This is a genomic window from Bradyrhizobium oligotrophicum S58 (genome assembly GCF_000344805.1).
GTDB lineage: Bacteria > Pseudomonadota > Alphaproteobacteria > Rhizobiales > Xanthobacteraceae > Bradyrhizobium > Bradyrhizobium oligotrophicum.
The window spans coordinates 3453476-3468049 of sequence record NC_020453.1; the positions used below are offsets into that span (position 1 = coordinate 3453476).

The 14574-nt window shown below is 65.9% G+C and carries 15 protein-coding genes; 9 read left to right on the top strand and 6 right to left on the bottom strand.

The window, feature by feature from the left end; genetic code table 11:
• Positions 1–48 precede the first annotated feature (48 nt).
• Complete coding sequence (locus S58_RS14930) at positions 49–483, bottom strand: DUF4260 domain-containing protein (protein WP_015666167.1); 435 nt, start codon at positions 481–483, stop codon at positions 49–51.
• Between the two features lie 126 nt (positions 484–609).
• On the opposite strand from S58_RS14930, the gene S58_RS14935 reads away from it, so the two are divergent.
• From S58_RS14935 to S58_RS14950, 5 genes are all read left to right on the top strand, one after another.
• Positions 610–2142 (top strand): acyl-CoA carboxylase subunit beta, encoded by a 1533-nt coding sequence (locus S58_RS14935; RefSeq protein WP_015666168.1) that lies wholly within the window; start codon positions 610–612, stop codon positions 2140–2142.
• Positions 2143–2537: 395 nt separating this feature from the next.
• Positions 2538–3008: a hypothetical protein gene (locus tag S58_RS14940; protein ID WP_042339510.1), complete on the top strand. Its 471-nt coding sequence runs from the start codon at positions 2538–2540 to the stop codon at positions 3006–3008.
• 176 nt (positions 3009–3184) lie between these two features.
• Positions 3185–3904 (top strand): alpha/beta hydrolase, encoded by a 720-nt coding sequence (locus S58_RS14945; protein ID WP_042339513.1) that lies wholly within the window; start codon positions 3185–3187, stop codon positions 3902–3904.
• 21 nt (positions 3905–3925) lie between these two features.
• The gene (locus S58_RS38410; RefSeq protein ID WP_015666171.1) at positions 3926–4072 is read left to right on the top strand and encodes a hypothetical protein; all 147 of its coding nucleotides are present in this window, start codon (positions 3926–3928) and stop codon (positions 4070–4072) included.
• A gap of 130 nt (positions 4073–4202) precedes the next feature.
• Complete coding sequence (locus S58_RS14950; RefSeq protein WP_015666172.1) at positions 4203–4532, top strand: twin-arginine translocation signal domain-containing protein; 330 nt, start codon at positions 4203–4205, stop codon at positions 4530–4532.
• A 106-nt stretch (positions 4533–4638) separates the two neighbouring features.
• Here the strand turns inward: S58_RS14950 and S58_RS14955 are convergent, their stop codons facing one another.
• Complete coding sequence (locus S58_RS14955; protein ID WP_015666173.1) at positions 4639–5643, bottom strand: alpha/beta fold hydrolase; 1005 nt, start codon at positions 5641–5643, stop codon at positions 4639–4641.
• A 111-nt stretch (positions 5644–5754) separates the two neighbouring features.
• Positions 5755–6453, bottom strand: a complete 699-nt coding sequence (locus S58_RS14960) for an ArsR/SmtB family transcription factor (RefSeq protein ID WP_244440770.1) — start codon at positions 6451–6453, stop codon at positions 5755–5757.
• A 75-nt stretch (positions 6454–6528) separates the two neighbouring features.
• Between S58_RS14960 and S58_RS14965 the strand changes: the two genes are divergently transcribed.
• Positions 6529–6843: an NIPSNAP family protein gene (locus S58_RS14965; RefSeq protein ID WP_015666175.1), complete on the top strand. Its 315-nt coding sequence runs from the start codon at positions 6529–6531 to the stop codon at positions 6841–6843.
• A gap of 45 nt (positions 6844–6888) precedes the next feature.
• On the top strand, positions 6889–7704 hold the full coding sequence (locus S58_RS14970; protein ID WP_015666176.1) for an isocitrate lyase/PEP mutase family protein: 816 nt from the start codon (positions 6889–6891) through the stop codon (positions 7702–7704).
• Positions 7705–7774: 70 nt separating this feature from the next.
• Here the strand turns inward: S58_RS14970 and S58_RS14975 are convergent, their stop codons facing one another.
• Positions 7775–8092 (bottom strand): hypothetical protein, encoded by a 318-nt coding sequence (locus tag S58_RS14975; protein WP_015666177.1) that lies wholly within the window; start codon positions 8090–8092, stop codon positions 7775–7777.
• A gap of 171 nt (positions 8093–8263) precedes the next feature.
• Positions 8264–8677 (bottom strand): hypothetical protein, encoded by a 414-nt coding sequence (locus S58_RS14980; RefSeq protein WP_015666178.1) that lies wholly within the window; start codon positions 8675–8677, stop codon positions 8264–8266.
• A gap of 156 nt (positions 8678–8833) precedes the next feature.
• On the opposite strand from S58_RS14980, the gene S58_RS14985 reads away from it, so the two are divergent.
• Together S58_RS14985 and S58_RS14990 are read left to right on the top strand one after the other, a co-directional pair.
• Complete coding sequence (locus S58_RS14985) at positions 8834–9478, top strand: trimeric intracellular cation channel family protein (protein ID WP_015666179.1); 645 nt, start codon at positions 8834–8836, stop codon at positions 9476–9478.
• A gap of 309 nt (positions 9479–9787) precedes the next feature.
• Positions 9788–13279, top strand: a complete 3492-nt coding sequence (locus S58_RS14990) for an indolepyruvate ferredoxin oxidoreductase family protein (RefSeq protein ID WP_015666180.1) — start codon at positions 9788–9790, stop codon at positions 13277–13279.
• Between the two features lie 264 nt (positions 13280–13543).
• On the opposite strand, the gene S58_RS14995 is transcribed toward S58_RS14990, so the two are convergent.
• Positions 13544–14521 carry a sensor histidine kinase gene (locus tag S58_RS14995; protein ID WP_015666181.1) on the bottom strand — a complete coding sequence of 326 codons (978 nt, stop codon included), beginning with the start codon at positions 14519–14521 and terminating at the stop codon, positions 13544–13546.
• Between the last annotated feature and the right edge of the window lie 53 nt (positions 14522–14574).

The window sequence follows — 14574 nt, forward strand, 5'->3', positions numbered from 1 at the left end:
CGCCGTTCGATCACGGCGGCACCGGCATCGAACAGCGAGCGCGGCCGATCACCGCGCCGCGTCGCGCCCGATCCGGCCGAGATGGGTGAAGCCGAAGCCGTCGACGTATTTCAGGCCGTAGCCGGCCAGCCGGTCGACGCCGATGTGGGCGAGCCAGATCGTGGCGATCTCGACGACGAGCGGCTGTCCGGCCGCAAGCCCGATCGCCAGTAGGGCGGCGGGCGCGAGCGTGCTGTGGACGGCGTTGTAGACCACGGCGCCGAGGCGCGGTCCGGCGAGATAGGCGGCGAAGCTGACGTCCGGGGCCAGGAACAGCGCCGCGAACAGCCACCACGAGCCGCCCTGGTGGGCGTAGAAGGCGACGGCTGCGGCCGCCAGAACCAGCCCTTCGAGCCGCAACAGCAGGCGCACGCCACCCATGACGGCGCCTCGGGATGCGCCCAAGGGCTCAGTGACCAGATCCGGTTGAGCGGCCATATCCATGATTCTGCTTCCAATTCCGAACTGTGGGAGGACGCCTTGTCATTGCCGAAAGCGTCTTTCCGGCTCCGAAATAGCCGTGATAGAAGGCCGCCAACACTCACGACATCGGGAACGGGCGGGAAGCGCATGAAGGACATCCTGGACACCCTCGAAGAGCGGCGCGCGGGCGCCAAGCTCGGCGGCGGCGAGAAGCGCATCGAGGCGCAGCACGCCCGCGGCAAGCTGACCGCCCGCGAGCGCATCGAGCTGCTGCTCGACAAGGGCTCTTTCGAGGAGTTCGACATGTTCGTCGAGCACCGCTCCACCGAGTTCGGGATGGAGAAGACCAAGGTCCCCGGCGACGGCGTCGTCACCGGCTGGGGTACCGTCAACGGCCGCAAGACTTTTGTGTTCGCCAAGGATTTTACGGTGTTCGGCGGCTCGCTGTCGGAGACGCACGCGCTGAAGATCACCAAGCTGCAGGACATGGCGATGAAGGCGCGCGCGCCGATCATCGGCCTCTATGATGCCGGCGGCGCCCGCATCCAGGAGGGCGTCGCGGCGCTCGCCGGCTATTCCTACGTCTTCCGCCGCAACGTGCTGGCGTCCGGCGTGATCCCGCAGATCTCCGTTATCATGGGCCCCTGCGCCGGCGGCGACGTCTATTCGCCGGCCATGACCGACTTCATCTTCATGGTGAAGAACACCAGCTACATGTTCGTGACCGGTCCCGACGTGGTGAAGACCGTCACCAACGAGGTCGTCACCGCCGAGGAGCTCGGCGGCGCCTCGGTGCATGCGACGCGCTCCTCGATCGCCGACGGCGCCTTCGACAACGACGTCGAGACCTTGCTGCAGATGCGCCGTCTGATCGACTTCCTGCCGGCGAACAATTCCGATGGCGTGCCGGAATGGCCGAGCTTCGACGACATCGAGCGCGTCGACATGTCCTTGGACACGCTCATCCCCGACAATCCGAACAAGCCCTACGACATGAAGGAGCTGATCCTGAAGGTCGTCGACGAGGGCGACTTCTTCGAGATCGCGGACCTGTTTGCCAAGAACATCGTCACCGGCTTCGGCCGCATTGCGGGGCGCACCGTCGGCTTCGTCGCCAACCAGCCGATGGTACTGGCCGGCGTGCTCGACAGCGACGCCTCGCGCAAGGCGGCGCGTTTCGTCCGCTTCTGCGACGCCTTCAACATCCCGATCGTCACCTTTGTCGACGTGCCGGGCTTCCTGCCGGGCACCGCGCAGGAATATGGCGGCCTGATCAAGCACGGCGCGAAGCTGCTGTTCGCGTACTCGCAATGCACCGTGCCGCTGGTGACGGTGATCACGCGCAAGGCCTATGGCGGCGCCTTCGACGTCATGGCCTCCAAGGAGATCGGCGCCGACATGAACTACGCCTGGCCGACGGCGCAAATCGCGGTCATGGGCGCCAAGGGCGCGGTCGAGATCATCTTCCGCGCCGACCTGGCGGACCCCGACAAGATCGCCGCGCGCACGAAGGAATACGAGGACCGCTTCCTGTCGCCGTTCATCGCCGCCGAGCGCGGCTATATCGACGACGTCATCATGCCGCACTCCACCCGCCGCCGCATCGCCCGTGCGCTGGCGATGCTCAGGGACAAGAAGATGGAGATGCCGGCGAAGAAGCACGACAATCTGCCATTGTAGACATCCACACAGCCCATCGTCATTGCGGGGAGCGGCGACAAAGTCATTCCGGAGCCGTGGGTGCGGCGCTGGATTGCTTCGCTGCGCCGCTGCGCTCGCAATGACGGAGAATGCGGCGCGTGCGCAGGGCGCCATTGCCGTACCCTGCGTCCGCTTGGGATGAAAGCGCGCCACACCCGTCGTCATTGCGAGGAGCGCAGCGACGAAGCAATCCGGGGGCCTCGGCTGCGGGCCTGCATTGCTGCGCTCGCATCACAGAAAATGCGGCAATCTGCGCCGTCTCCGGCCCTGGCGTTAAGCCTATGTCTTAACTAACCTTTAACGATGGGTTTGCGGGAACTGGGCCTCTGGCCTAGCTTCGATGGTCAGCAGGCAAGTGAGTAGGGTCGCGTATCATGGCTGACAGAACATCGGCATTTCGGAATTCAGGCGTTTTCGTCGTCTGCGCGGCGGCCGCTGCGTTGATCTTCTCGACCGAGGCTGCATCGGCCCGGTCTGGCGCCGCCGTGGCTGCGCCCGTCGCTGCCGGTCCTGTTGGATCGAGCCAAGTCGCCCGGCCGGCACCTGGGATCGGGCCCGGCATGCGTCATCACCATCATCGCGGCGCCCGCGCCTATCTGCCGGCCGCCGGCGCGTTCGCCTATGGCGGTTATGACGAGCCCGCGCCGCAGCAGGTCCCGGAGCGGACCTCGGCCGATGTGCGTTACACCTATACCTATGACGTTCCGTGGGACTGGGCGCACCGCTTTCCGCCCAACGTCGTGCCGTCGGATCGGCCGTATGTGTCGAGCTGCCCGATGCAGACCGTGACGGTGCCGGGACGCCGTGGCGGCGATCACACCGTCACGATCACGCGCTGCTACTGACGTGTTGAGCCAGCTCAATGCGAGGCCTGTGATCAGGCGCTAGTCGTTCAGGAATACCGACCGGCTTCGCTCGCGCGAGGTCGCGAGGTGACGAGGCCCGGACTCCTAGGCACTCCGGGCCTCGTTGATTTCTGCTAGTCTCCCAGCGTCGCACGAGTCGGCGCGGGGAGGGACTAATGATCAGACCGGCGAAATGGTCGTGTCGCGTAGTGATGCGCATCTGTCTGGCCTTGATGGTGTCGGCTGTCGCAGCCCAAGCCGCCTTTGCCGATGAGACCGTGACGGTCGGCGGCTCGCGCGTGGCGCTGATCAGGCCGAAGGCCGTACGCGCCAGCGTGATCCTGCTGCCGGGCGGCGACGGCGCCATCAATGTCGGCGATCGCGGCGACATTCACGGCCTGCTCGGCAACCAGCTGGTGCGCACGCGTAACGCCTATGCCGCGCGCGGGCTCGCGGTGATGGTGGCGGACGCCAACACCGACCTGAAGGCGGCGGTCGATTACATGGCCGCGATCAGGCGGCCGGTGACGGTGATCGGCACCAGCCGCGGCACGCTGCGTGCCGCCGAGGGGATCGCGCGCGGCGCCCGGCCGGATGCGCTGGTGTTGACCTCGGGCTTCCTCAGCCCGGAATCCGGCAGCTCGTCGAACGTGATGTCGATCCTCGGCTCGTCGTCGGCCCTGCCGCGCACGCTCGTCATTCACCACACCAGTGACGGCTGCAAATTCACGCTGCCGGCGGGCGTCGATCCGTTCATCAAATGGTCGGGCGGCCGCGCGCGCGTGAAGTGGCTGTCGGGTGGCGCGGAAGAGGGAGATCCCTGTCAGGCACGCGGCCACCATGGCTTCAACGGGCTCGACGGCCAGGTCGTCGGTCTGGCCGCAGGCTTTCGCTGAGCGGCGGATTCCAGCTAGGCGGTGTATCAGTTCGACGATGTCGCCGCGAGGGAGCGCGCGGTCGGCGGCGACGAGACGAAGCGGCTGATCGCGGATTTCAACCGCGATTGGCCTGACATGACGCGGACGCGCGAGAGCTTCGTGCTGGTGCAGACGGTCGATGGCTGAGCTCGCCGTGCACCGACAACGACAAAAGCGACACTGCGCCATCACGGTGCCGCGCCCGGTTCAGCTCACGTTCAGGTGATCGGCCGAATACTCCCTCCATGCGCTGGCTCGTTGATCATGGAGGCGTCCGATGGAACGACGGAATTTCCTCAAGCTCGCATTGGGGCTTGGCTGTGCGGCGGCGGCAGGTGCGGTGCTCCGCACCACCGATTCGATCGCTGCTCCACTCTCGCCGTCGCCGCTGACCGAAGCGGCGCCTTCGGCTGCAGATCAGCCGGTCGATCGCGTGGTCACCTCGCAGGACGAGGCCGATCGGCTCGCCCCGGAGCAGGTGCGGTGGGGGCATCACGGGCATCATCACGGCCACGGCCACCACTGGGGCTGGCGCCGCCGCCATTGGGGCTGGCGTCACCATCATCGCCACTGGCATCGGCATTGGCATCGCCGTCACTACTGGTGACGTCGGCACGGCCACCTTGCGGCAAAGCACTCTTTCAGGCTGGTGAGTTTGACACAGACGGCAGGGATCGGCGCCGCGCGATCCCTGCCGCTCCTGTTCGTTTGACTTACCTGCCGAGGAAGCCCAGCAGCAGCGCGTTGTATTTGTCCGGCGCGTCGAGGAAGACGAGGTGGCCCGCATTGGCGATCACCTCGGCGCGCGCCTCGCGCATTCGGCTGGCGAGGCTCGTCGCCAGCTCGGCATTCTGGCCCATCTTCGCCCTCACGGCCTCCGGCGCGTTCGGCCGTCCCGGCGCGTTGTGATCGTCGGCGCCCATGATGAACAGCGTCGGCTGCGTCAGCAGCGGAATCTCGTGCACCACCGGCTCGCGATAGATCATCTGATAGGAGCTGACGAAGCTCTTCAGCCAGCGCGAATAGTCGGCGCTGCCCTTGAGGTTGAAGCGCGCATCGATGAAGGGCGTGACCTGGTCGGGCGGCAGTTTCAGCGCGTAGTTGGTCTCCAGCTGCTTCCGATAGCCGTCCGCGGTGAGCCGCTCCTCGCTCTCCATGATCTTCTCGGACGGGATCGGCGGCACGTAGAGCCTGTAGTCCTCGAGCCCGATCGGAGCGGTCAGCACGAGATGGGCGATGCGATCGGGGTAGGCGCGGGCGATGCGCACGGCGAGCATGCCGCCCATCGAATGCGCAACGATCTCCGCCTTGGCGATGCCGAGGTGATCGAGCAGCGCCATCGTGTTGCGCGCCAGCGTGTCGAAATGCAGCTCGCCCGTGGGCTTGGATGATTTGCCGAAGCCGATCTGATCGGGCACCACGACGCGGAAGCCGGCGTCGGTGAGTGTCTTGATCACAGGCGCCCAGTAGCTCGACGGAAAGTTGCGGCCGTGCAGCAGCAGCACAGTGCGGCCGTTCGGCTGCGTCGGCGCGACATCCATATAGGCCATGCGCAGCTGCTCGCCGTCATTGACCAGGGGCAGCAGGCTGACCGGATAGGGATAGGCAAAACCCTCGAGATTGATGCCATAGGGCTCGCGCGGCGCCTCCGTCGCCGGAGCGACAATCGGCGCGAAAGCGAGCAGGGCGGCACAGAGGGCGGCAGCGAAACGGGACATGAAGACTCCACGACGGACGGTGATGAGATATCGTCAACCGTCACGCCGTGCCCCGCGTTCGCTTGGGGCGCAAGGCAGCAGAGCGCCGCTGCGATAAAGAGCGCGTGATCGTCAGTCGCCCGCCGGCCCGAACAGCGCGGCGAAATGCTTCTCGCCGGCGCGGCTGAAATTCACCACGCGGCTGCCTGGCGTGGCATCGCGCGCCGCCCATTTCAGCTCGGTGAAGCGCTTCATCAAGGTCGCGCCCAGCGTGCCGGCGAGATGGTGCCGCCGCGCGCTCCAGTCGAGACAGGCCTTGCAGACCGGACGGCGGGGATGCGCCAGCATTTCCGGCGAAATCCGCAGGTGCCGCGCCAGGAAGTGCTCGCCGTCCTGGGTGAGCACGATCTCCTGCTTGCGCCGGCGGACCAGCTTCTGGCTGACCATGCTGTCAAGCATCTGCACGCCGAGATCACCGGCGAGGTGGTCGTAGCAGATGCGCGCGCGGCGCAGCTCCGGCTCCTTCGGCCCGGTGCGCACCCGCATGTGGCCGGCGCGCGCCGCGAGTCCGGCGAGCTTCTCCAGCACGTCGGCGACATCGGGATCGGCGAGCCGGTAGTAGCGGTGACGGCCCTGCTTCTCCGGCTCGACCAGGCCGCCGCCTTCGAGCTTGGAAAGGTGCGAGCTTGCGGTCTGCGGCGTCACGCCGGCCTCCTGCGCGAGCTCGGTCGCGGTCAGCGCACGGCCCGAGAGCAGGGCGGTCAGCATGTTGGCGCGGGCGGGATCGCCGACCAGCGCGGCGACCATCGCGATGTCTGGGCCAGATTTCATACTTCGATGCTAGACGAAGCATTCTCGCCGGGCAAGCGGATAGTGTCGAGGATGTCGAAACAACCCGAGGCTGTCATGACCATCACCGTCTTCATCCGCTATCGCATCGATCCGCATCAGCGCGACGTGTTCGAAGCCTACGCCAAGCGCTGGCTGTCGATCATTCCGCGCTGTGGCGGCGACCTGATCGGCTATTTCATGCCCCACGAAGGCACCAACGACGTCGCCTACGGCCTGATTTCCTTCGACAGTCTTGCCGCTTACGAGCGTTATCGCGCGATCCTGCGCGGCGATGCCGAGGGCCGGGCGAACTTCGCGCTGGCCGAGGAACACAAGCTCATCCTGGGCGAAGAGCGAACATTTTTGCGTAACGTCGTGGCGGCGCAATGATTGCGGCCCTATGCTGAGGCAACCACGAACGCATGGGAGGATGACATGACGGTGACGATTGCGGACAAGCGCGCGGCCTTTCGCAAGTTGCACGAAGCCGGCTGCTTCGTGCTGCCGAATCCGTTCGACGTCGGCACGGCGAAGATGCTGCAGCATGCAGGCTTCAAGGCGATCGCCTCGACCAGCGCCGGCTTCGCCTGGTCGGTCGGCAAGGCAGACACCAAGGTCGAACTGGATGAGGTGCTCGCCCATCTGACGGCGCTCAGCGCCGCCGTCGATATTCCCTTGAATGCCGATTTCGAAGGCGGCTTCGCGGATGCGCCGGAGGGCGTGGCGGCCAACGTCACGCGCGCGGTCGCGACCGGCGTCGCCGGTCTGTCGATCGAGGACTCAACGGGCGACAAGGCTGATCCGCTCTATGAACGCGAACTTGCCATCGCGCGTATCCGCGCTGCGCGCCATGCGATCGATGCGAGCGGCGGCGACGTGCTGCTGACCGGCCGCTGCGAGGCGTTTCTCTGGGGCAAGCCCGACCTCAATCTCGTGACCGACCGCCTCGCAGCCTATGCCGACGCCGGTGCGGATTGTCTCTACGCGCCCGGGATCAAGTCGATCGAGGAGATCACGGCCGTGGTCAAAGCCGTCGCGCCGAAGCCGGTCAACCTGCTGATCGGTGCGTCCGGTCTCTCGCTGAGCCAGGCCACGGAGCTCGGCGTGCGCCGCATCAGCGTCGGCGGTTCGCTGGCGCGGATGGCATGGGCGGGTTTCATGCGGGCAGCCAAGGAAATGGCCGAGCAGGGCACCTTCAGCGAGTTGGCCAACGGCTATCCCGGCGGCGAACTGAACAAGATCTTCGGGTGAGATCAGCCCCTTGAATGCAGAAAGGCCGCGGACATTGCCGCGGCCTTTCCATCTGACCAGGTCCGAGCGCTTAGTAGCGGTCGGTTCCGATGCCGACGCTCACGCCCGGGGCACGGAAGCCGATGCCGCCGCGGTCTTCATAGCCGCGCCGCTCGATATAGCGCTCGCGCGGAGCGTACGCGTAGGAATCGCGGTCTTCGCCTTGAATGATGACGCGGCGCTCGCTGCGCTCGCGCCAACAGCGGCCGTCCTCGTTACAGACCATCCGGACGTTCTGGATGTCTCGTTGCGGGACCGCCGAGGCTGCGGGAGAGATCGGCGCCGCCGAAGCGGCGGTCACGGCCAGCGTGCTTGCTACGGCCACGAGAGCTATCGAGAGAGCTTTCATTGCGTATCTCCTGGGGTGAGAGTGTCAATGAGCCAATCGGTTCGCGCGGCTATGGTTCCATGGCGGCCCTCGCGCGCTTCGCGTTATTGTTGGACGACAGCCAAAGAAAGGGCGGCGGATGATTGCTCACCCGCCGCCCAGGAGTGGGACTGCTGATTGCCGTCCGCGAGATTACTTGACGGCGTTGGGCTTGCCGCTCGGGGCCGCCGGCGGCGGCGTGGTGCGATCTCCTGCGGCGCCGGTCGTTACGCCGGGCGAGCCGGTCGAGGTGTTATCTTTGGTGGTCGAGGCGGATTGCGAGGCCGGCGTGGTACTCGCATTGTCGTTACGCATCGACATGTTGTTCAGCCCGTAGAACACGGCGCCGAGCAGGAGCGCGATGCCCAGGGCATAGGCGGCGATGCGGCCGGTCGAGCTCGGGGCGTTCGTCGGCTCGATTTCGGGCTGCAGCCGGCTGTCCACTGGCGGCGTGCGCTCATAGTCCGTGCCCGTCATTCCGGCCCCAGTGATGTCGGGACGTGTGGACATGTCGGGACGGTTCATGCCGTCGGGATAACGTTCGTTGGGAAGCCGTTCGTTGGCCATCTCATCCTCCTCGTGATTGTCACCTGACAACCAGGGTAGCTCCGGGCCGTTCCGCGAAACCTTTGCAAATCCCCATCTGTACCGCTGCACGGCGCGCTAAGGTTCCTCGCGAGCATTGCGATTCTCGGTCTCGTTGGAACTTCTGGAGCTCTCCTCATGTGGAACCTGCCGCCGGGTGACAGCGTGTTGCATCTGTTGTCGTGGGTGGCGTTGGCGGCGCAGGCCATGACCGCGGCACTTGCGGCCGGACGCCGCAGCATGGACTGGATGGGCGTCTGCCTGCTCGGCGCGATCACGGCGCTTGGCGGCGGCACCCTGCGCGACGTCTTGCTCGGTCACTATCCGCTGGCCTGGGTCGAGCGTCCGTCTTACCTGCTGCTCACCGTGCTGGCGCCGTTCGTCACCATCGCGATGGCGCGCTGGGTTCACAGGCTGACGACGGCATTCCTGGTCCTCGATGCCGTTGGCCTGGTCGTGTTCACGATGACGGGCTGTGACATCGCCGGGCAGATGAATGTGCCGTTCGGGATCGTCATCGTCGCCGGGATGATCACGGGCTGCGCCGGGGGCGTGCTGCGCGACATCCTCTGCAACGACGTGCCGCTGCTGTTTCGTGCCGAGCTCTACGCCAGCGTGTCGCTCCTGACCGGCCTGATCTATGCGAGCGGCCCCTTGCTCGGCCTGGGCAGCGAATTGTGGACAGCGCTGACCTTCGCGCTCGGGCTGTCGTTCCGGCTGCTCGCCATCCGTTACAAGTGGAATATGCCGCGCTTCGTCTTCACCGGCGAGGAGCGGGGTTGAGCGCATCGCACTGCACAACGCGTCTGATGCCGGATTCGCGCCGGCCGCAAGGGTTCAGTAGCCGTCAGCCGGGCGGGCAGAAGCCATGGCGGACATCATGCCATTTCGCGGCGGCCGTCGTTTTCGACACAAACCGCAAAAGCGCCCGCCGGCTGCCGCCATGAAATTGCGATTTCGGGGGGCTGCCCTGCGCGCGCGAGATTTGTGATGCGCAATCTTCAAAAGCAGACATAGATAATTGCCAGAACGCGTGCTTCCGCCGGCGGGCGGGCGCACGCGCACCCCGATAAAGCACGGCAAGAGGGCGGAATGGGCATCAACGAGAGCGAGATCAATCTCGACCAGAAGTACACCGCAAGCTCCGGCCACATCTTCCTGACCGGCATCCAGGCGCTGGTGCGGCTGCCGATGGCCCAGATCCGGCGCGACCGCGCCGCGGGCCTCAACACCGCGGGCTTCATCTCCGGCTATCGCGGATCGCCGCTCGGCGGCTACGACCAGCAGCTGTTCTCGGCCCGCAAGCATCTCGAGCAGTACAACATCAAATTCCAGCCCGGCGTGAACGAGGACCTCGCGGCGACCGCGGTCTGGGGCTCGCAGCAGCTCGCATTGTCGCCCGGCGGCAAGTACGACGGTGTCGTCGGCATCTGGTACGGCAAGGGTCCCGGCGTCGACCGCTGCGGTGACGTGTTCCGCCACGGCAATGCCGCCGGCTCGGCCAAGAACGGCGGCGTGCTCTGTCTGGCAGGCGACGACCACGGCGCCAAATCCTCGACCGTGCCGCATCAGTCCGACCACGCCTTCATGTCGGCGCTGATGCCCTATCTCTATCCGTCCTCGATCCACGAGATGATCGAGATGGGCCTGCTCGGCATCGCGATGTCGCGCTATTCCGGCTGCTGGGTCGGCATGAAGGTGATCACGGAGACGGTGGAGACCACCGCCGAGATCAACCTCAACGACGAGATGACGCCGTTCGTCATCCCCTCCGATTTCGAGATGCCGCCGGGCGGCCTCAATCTGCGCTGGCCCGACGACCGCTTCGAGCAGGACCGCCGGCTGCAGGACTACAAGGGCTTTGCCGCGATCGCCTTTGCCCGCGCCAACCGGGTCAACCGCATCACGATGGATTCGCCGAACGCCCGCTACGGCATCATGGCGTCCGGCAAGAGCTACGAGGACATCCGCCAGGCGCTGCGCGAGCTGGGGATTACCGAGGAGGTCGCCGCCAAGATTGGCCTCAGGCTCTACAAGATCGGCATGCCCTGGCCGCTGGAGCCGGAAGGCGTGCGCCAGTTCGCGGTCGGCCTCGAGGAGATCTTCATCATCGAAGAGCGCCGCGAGATCGTCGAGAACCAGGTCAAGCAGGAGCTGTTCAACTGGCGCGACGACGTCCGCCCGCGCATCGTCGGCAAGATGGACGACCACGACAAGCGCTTCCTGCCCTTCGCCACCGAGCTGTCGGTCGCCTCGCTCGCGAGCTCCCTCACCGAGCGACTTCTCCGCCTCGACCTCAATCCCGAGATCAAGGCGATGCTGCGCGCCAAGGCCGACTGGTTCAACGGCCGCGACGCCTCGCAGATGCAGCTGGTGTCGCCGGTGGCGCGCACGCCGTATTTCTGCTCGGGCTGTCCGCACAACACCTCGACCAAGGTGCCCGAGGGCAGCCGCGCGCTGGCCGGCATCGGCTGCCACTTCATGTCGCTGTGGATGAACCGCAATACCGAGACCTTCACGCATATGGGCGGCGAGGGCGTACCGTGGGTCGGCATCGCGCCGTTCACCGATGAGAAGCACATCTTTGCCAATCTCGGCGACGGCACCTATTTCCATTCCGGCAGCCTCGCGATCCGCCAGTCGATCGCCTCCAAGGCCAACATCACCTACAAGATCCTCTACAACGACGCGGTCGCGATGACCGGCGGCCAGCGCCATGACGGCGATCTGTCGCCGCAGCAGATCACCTTCCAGCTGCACGCCGAGGGCATCCGCGAGATCTATTTGGTCTCGGAAAATCCGGACTCCTATCCGGCCGACAGCATCGCGCCCGGCGTCAAGCTGGCGCATCGCGACGAGCTCGACAACGTCATGAAGACGCTGCGCGAGACCAAGGGCGCGTCGGCGATCGTGTTCGTGCAGACCTGCGCCGCCGAGAAGCGCCGCCGCCGCAAGCGCGGCACGATGGAGGATCCGCAGCGCCGCGTCTTCATCAACCCGGCCGTCTGCGAAGGCTGCGGCGACTGCTCGGTGCAGTCGAACTGCATCTCGGTCGAGCCGCTGGAGACCGAGCTCGGCCGCAAGCGCGTCATCAACCAGTCCTCCTGCAACAAGGACTATTCCTGCGTGAAGGGCTTCTGCCCGTCCTTCGTCACGGTCGACGGCGGCAAGCCGCGCAGCCGTGCGCCGGCCGAGCTCGGCGACATCGGCGTGATGCCGGAGCCGCTCACCAAGCCGTCGCTGGCGCGGCCCTACAACATCGCGGTCGGCGGCGTCGGCGGCACCGGCGTGCTGACGATCGGCGCGCTGCTCGGCATGGCCGCCCATATCGAGGGCAGGGCCTCGATGATCCTCGACATGTCCGGCCTCGCGCAGAAGGGCGGCGCCGTGCTCAGCCACGTCCGCCTGTCCGAGAACACGGCGGATGTGACCTGCTCGCGCATCGTGACCGGCACCGCTGATCTGGTGATCGCGGCCGACGAGGTCGTGGCCGGCGCCAAGGAGACGATCACGCTGTGCGACAGCGAGCGGACCCATGGCGTCATCAACAGCCATCTGATTCCGACCGCCGATTTCGTGCTCAACCGCGACTTCAACTTCCAGAACCGCAAGGTGACGAGCCTGCTGGAAACCGCGCTGCGCAAGGACTCCACCTTCTTCGACTTCACCAAGCCGGCCGAAGCGCTGCTCGGCGATTCCATCGCCACCAACATGATGATGATGGGCTACGCCTATCAGAAGGGCCTGCTGCCGCTCTCGGCGGAGGCGATCGAGAAGGCGATCGCAATCAACGGCGTCGCGGTCAAGATGAACACCGAGGCGTTCCGGCTCGGCCGCCTGGTGGTGGTCAATCCGGAGCGCGTTGCCGCGATGATGTCAGGCCAGGACGAGACCGTGCCGCCGAAATCGCTCGATGCGATGTCGCTCGACGAGATCGTCGCCCACCGCTCGGCGTTCCTCACCGCCTACCAGAACGCGCGCCTCGCCAAGCGCTACGGCAAGCTGGTCGATCAGGTCCGCGAGGCCGCCGACAAGGGCGGTTATGGCGAGGCACTGCCCCGCGCGGTTGCCATCAACTACGCCAAACTGCTGGCCTACAAGGACGAGTACGAGGTGGCACGGCTGTTCGCCGACGGCACCTTCGAGAAGCAGATCCACGACGCCTTCGAGGGCGACTACAAGATCAGCTTCAACCTGGCGCCGCCGATCCTGAATTCCAGCCGCGATCCGCAAGGGAGGCCGAAGAAGCGCAGCTTCGGTCCCGGCATGATGAAGGTGTTCCGGCTGCTGGCGAAGCTTAAGGGCCTGCGCGGCACGCCGCTCGACATCTTCGGCTATGCGGCCGAGCGCAAGATGGAGCGCGACCTGATCGCCGGCTACGAGAAGGACGTCGCGACGGTGCTGAGCTTGTTGTCGCCGGCCAATGTCGAGATCGCCGTCGAGCTGCTGTCGCTGCCCGACCAGATCCGCGGCTACGGCCCCGTCAAGGAGAAGGCGGTGAACGACGCGAAAGTGCGCTATGCGCAACTCGCCGCCGACCTCGCCAGCCCGCCGCCGGCGCCACGGCAGATGGCGGCGGAGTAGGCACTCCAGGCGACGTGCCGTAGGGTGGGCAAAGGCGCGCGATCGCCGTGCCCACCATCACGCGATCGCTTTATCACCTAGCCCCGTCATTGCGAGCGAAGCGAAGCAATCCAGGCTGCCTCCGCGGAGGGATTCTGGATTGCTTCGCTTCGCTCGCAATGACGACCTCGCCCTGATCGGCGATACCCGCCTCTTGATCAATCCGGTGTGATCGGTGACGGGTACATCAGACTCGCCTCGCTCCCAGCTTTCTCCTCCGGCGCGTCAATTCGCCATCCGCTCCCGGCTCATGCGCAGCGTCACGGCCAGGCCTTCGTCGGACCAGTCGTACGCGATGGTGCCGCCGAGCTGGGCGTTCATGCTGCGATGGATCAGTTTGCTGCCGAAGCCTTCGGGGGAATCGGCCGATTTCGGCGGCCCACCGCGCTCGGTCCACATGATCACGACTTCGTCGTCATGCGCGTTGCTTGACACGTCCAACGTGCCGCTCGAAACCGACAGCGAGCCGTATTTCGCCGAGTTGGTTGCGAGCTCGTGGATGACCAGCGCCAATGTCGTGCTGGAGCGCTCTCCGACATTCATCTTCGGCACCGACACACGTATGCGGACGCTGGCGCCTTTCTCGTCGTAGGGGGCAAGCAGCACGGAGACGAGATCGCCGAGCAGGGCTGCTTCATTCGTCCGGCCCGGGCGCGGACGTATCAGGTCCTGGGCTCGGCCCAGCGCGATCAGCCGGCTGGCGAGCTCGTGGGCCATGTCCTCCTTCGTCGCCGCCGTCCGCGACGTCATCTGCGTCAGCGCGGTCGCGATCGTCAGCAGGTTCTTGACCCGATGGCTCATCTCGCCCGCCAGCAGCTCGTTGGCTTCTTCGGCCTGCTTGCGCTGGGTCACGTCGAGGAAGATGCCGAACATCAGCCGCTCGGCGATGTCGGCATCGTCGCCTTGGCCGCGGGCGGAAATCCAGCGGATCTCGCCATCCGCGAGAATGCGAAAATCGATCTCATACGCGCCGACGATCGCCCGCGTCGCCGAAAACGCCGATCTCACCCGCTCGAGGTCGGCCGGGTGAATGTTCCGGGACAGCACTTCGAATGTGATCCTGCCGTTGGTCTTGGGCACCTCCCACAGCTCATAGGCGCGCTCGTCCATCGTGATCGCGTCGGTGTCGACATTCCACGACCACAAGGCGACGCCGGCAGCTTTGGTGGCAGCGCGCAGATGCTTTTCGTGCCAGATCGGCATGCACGCGTCCTCGGCCGGCATGAGTTCGATCCCCCAATTCGTCGCCGCTCTGC

Coding starts and splice junctions, on each gene's coding strand:
- S58_RS14930 (WP_015666167.1), bottom strand. CDS start 483: ATGGATATGGCCGCTCAACCGGATCTGGTCACTGAGCCCTTGGGCGCA.
- S58_RS14935 (WP_015666168.1), top strand. CDS start 610: ATGAAGGACATCCTGGACACCCTCGAAGAGCGGCGCGCGGGCGCCAAG.
- S58_RS14940 (WP_042339510.1), top strand. CDS start 2,538: ATGGCTGACAGAACATCGGCATTTCGGAATTCAGGCGTTTTCGTCGTC.
- S58_RS14945 (WP_042339513.1), top strand. CDS start 3,185: ATGATCAGACCGGCGAAATGGTCGTGTCGCGTAGTGATGCGCATCTGT.
- S58_RS14950 (WP_015666172.1), top strand. CDS start 4,203: ATGGAACGACGGAATTTCCTCAAGCTCGCATTGGGGCTTGGCTGTGCG.
- S58_RS14955 (WP_015666173.1), bottom strand. CDS start 5,643: ATGTCCCGTTTCGCTGCCGCCCTCTGTGCCGCCCTGCTCGCTTTCGCG.
- S58_RS14960 (WP_244440770.1), bottom strand. CDS start 6,453: ATGAAATCTGGCCCAGACATCGCGATGGTCGCCGCGCTGGTCGGCGAT.
- S58_RS14965 (WP_015666175.1), top strand. CDS start 6,529: ATGACCATCACCGTCTTCATCCGCTATCGCATCGATCCGCATCAGCGC.
- S58_RS14970 (WP_015666176.1), top strand. CDS start 6,889: ATGACGGTGACGATTGCGGACAAGCGCGCGGCCTTTCGCAAGTTGCAC.
- S58_RS14975 (WP_015666177.1), bottom strand. CDS start 8,092: ATGAAAGCTCTCTCGATAGCTCTCGTGGCCGTAGCAAGCACGCTGGCC.
- S58_RS14980 (WP_015666178.1), bottom strand. CDS start 8,677: ATGGCCAACGAACGGCTTCCCAACGAACGTTATCCCGACGGCATGAAC.
- S58_RS14985 (WP_015666179.1), top strand. CDS start 8,834: ATGTGGAACCTGCCGCCGGGTGACAGCGTGTTGCATCTGTTGTCGTGG.
- S58_RS14990 (WP_015666180.1), top strand. CDS start 9,788: ATGGGCATCAACGAGAGCGAGATCAATCTCGACCAGAAGTACACCGCA.
- S58_RS14995 (WP_015666181.1), bottom strand. CDS start 14,521: ATGCCGATCTGGCACGAAAAGCATCTGCGCGCTGCCACCAAAGCTGCC.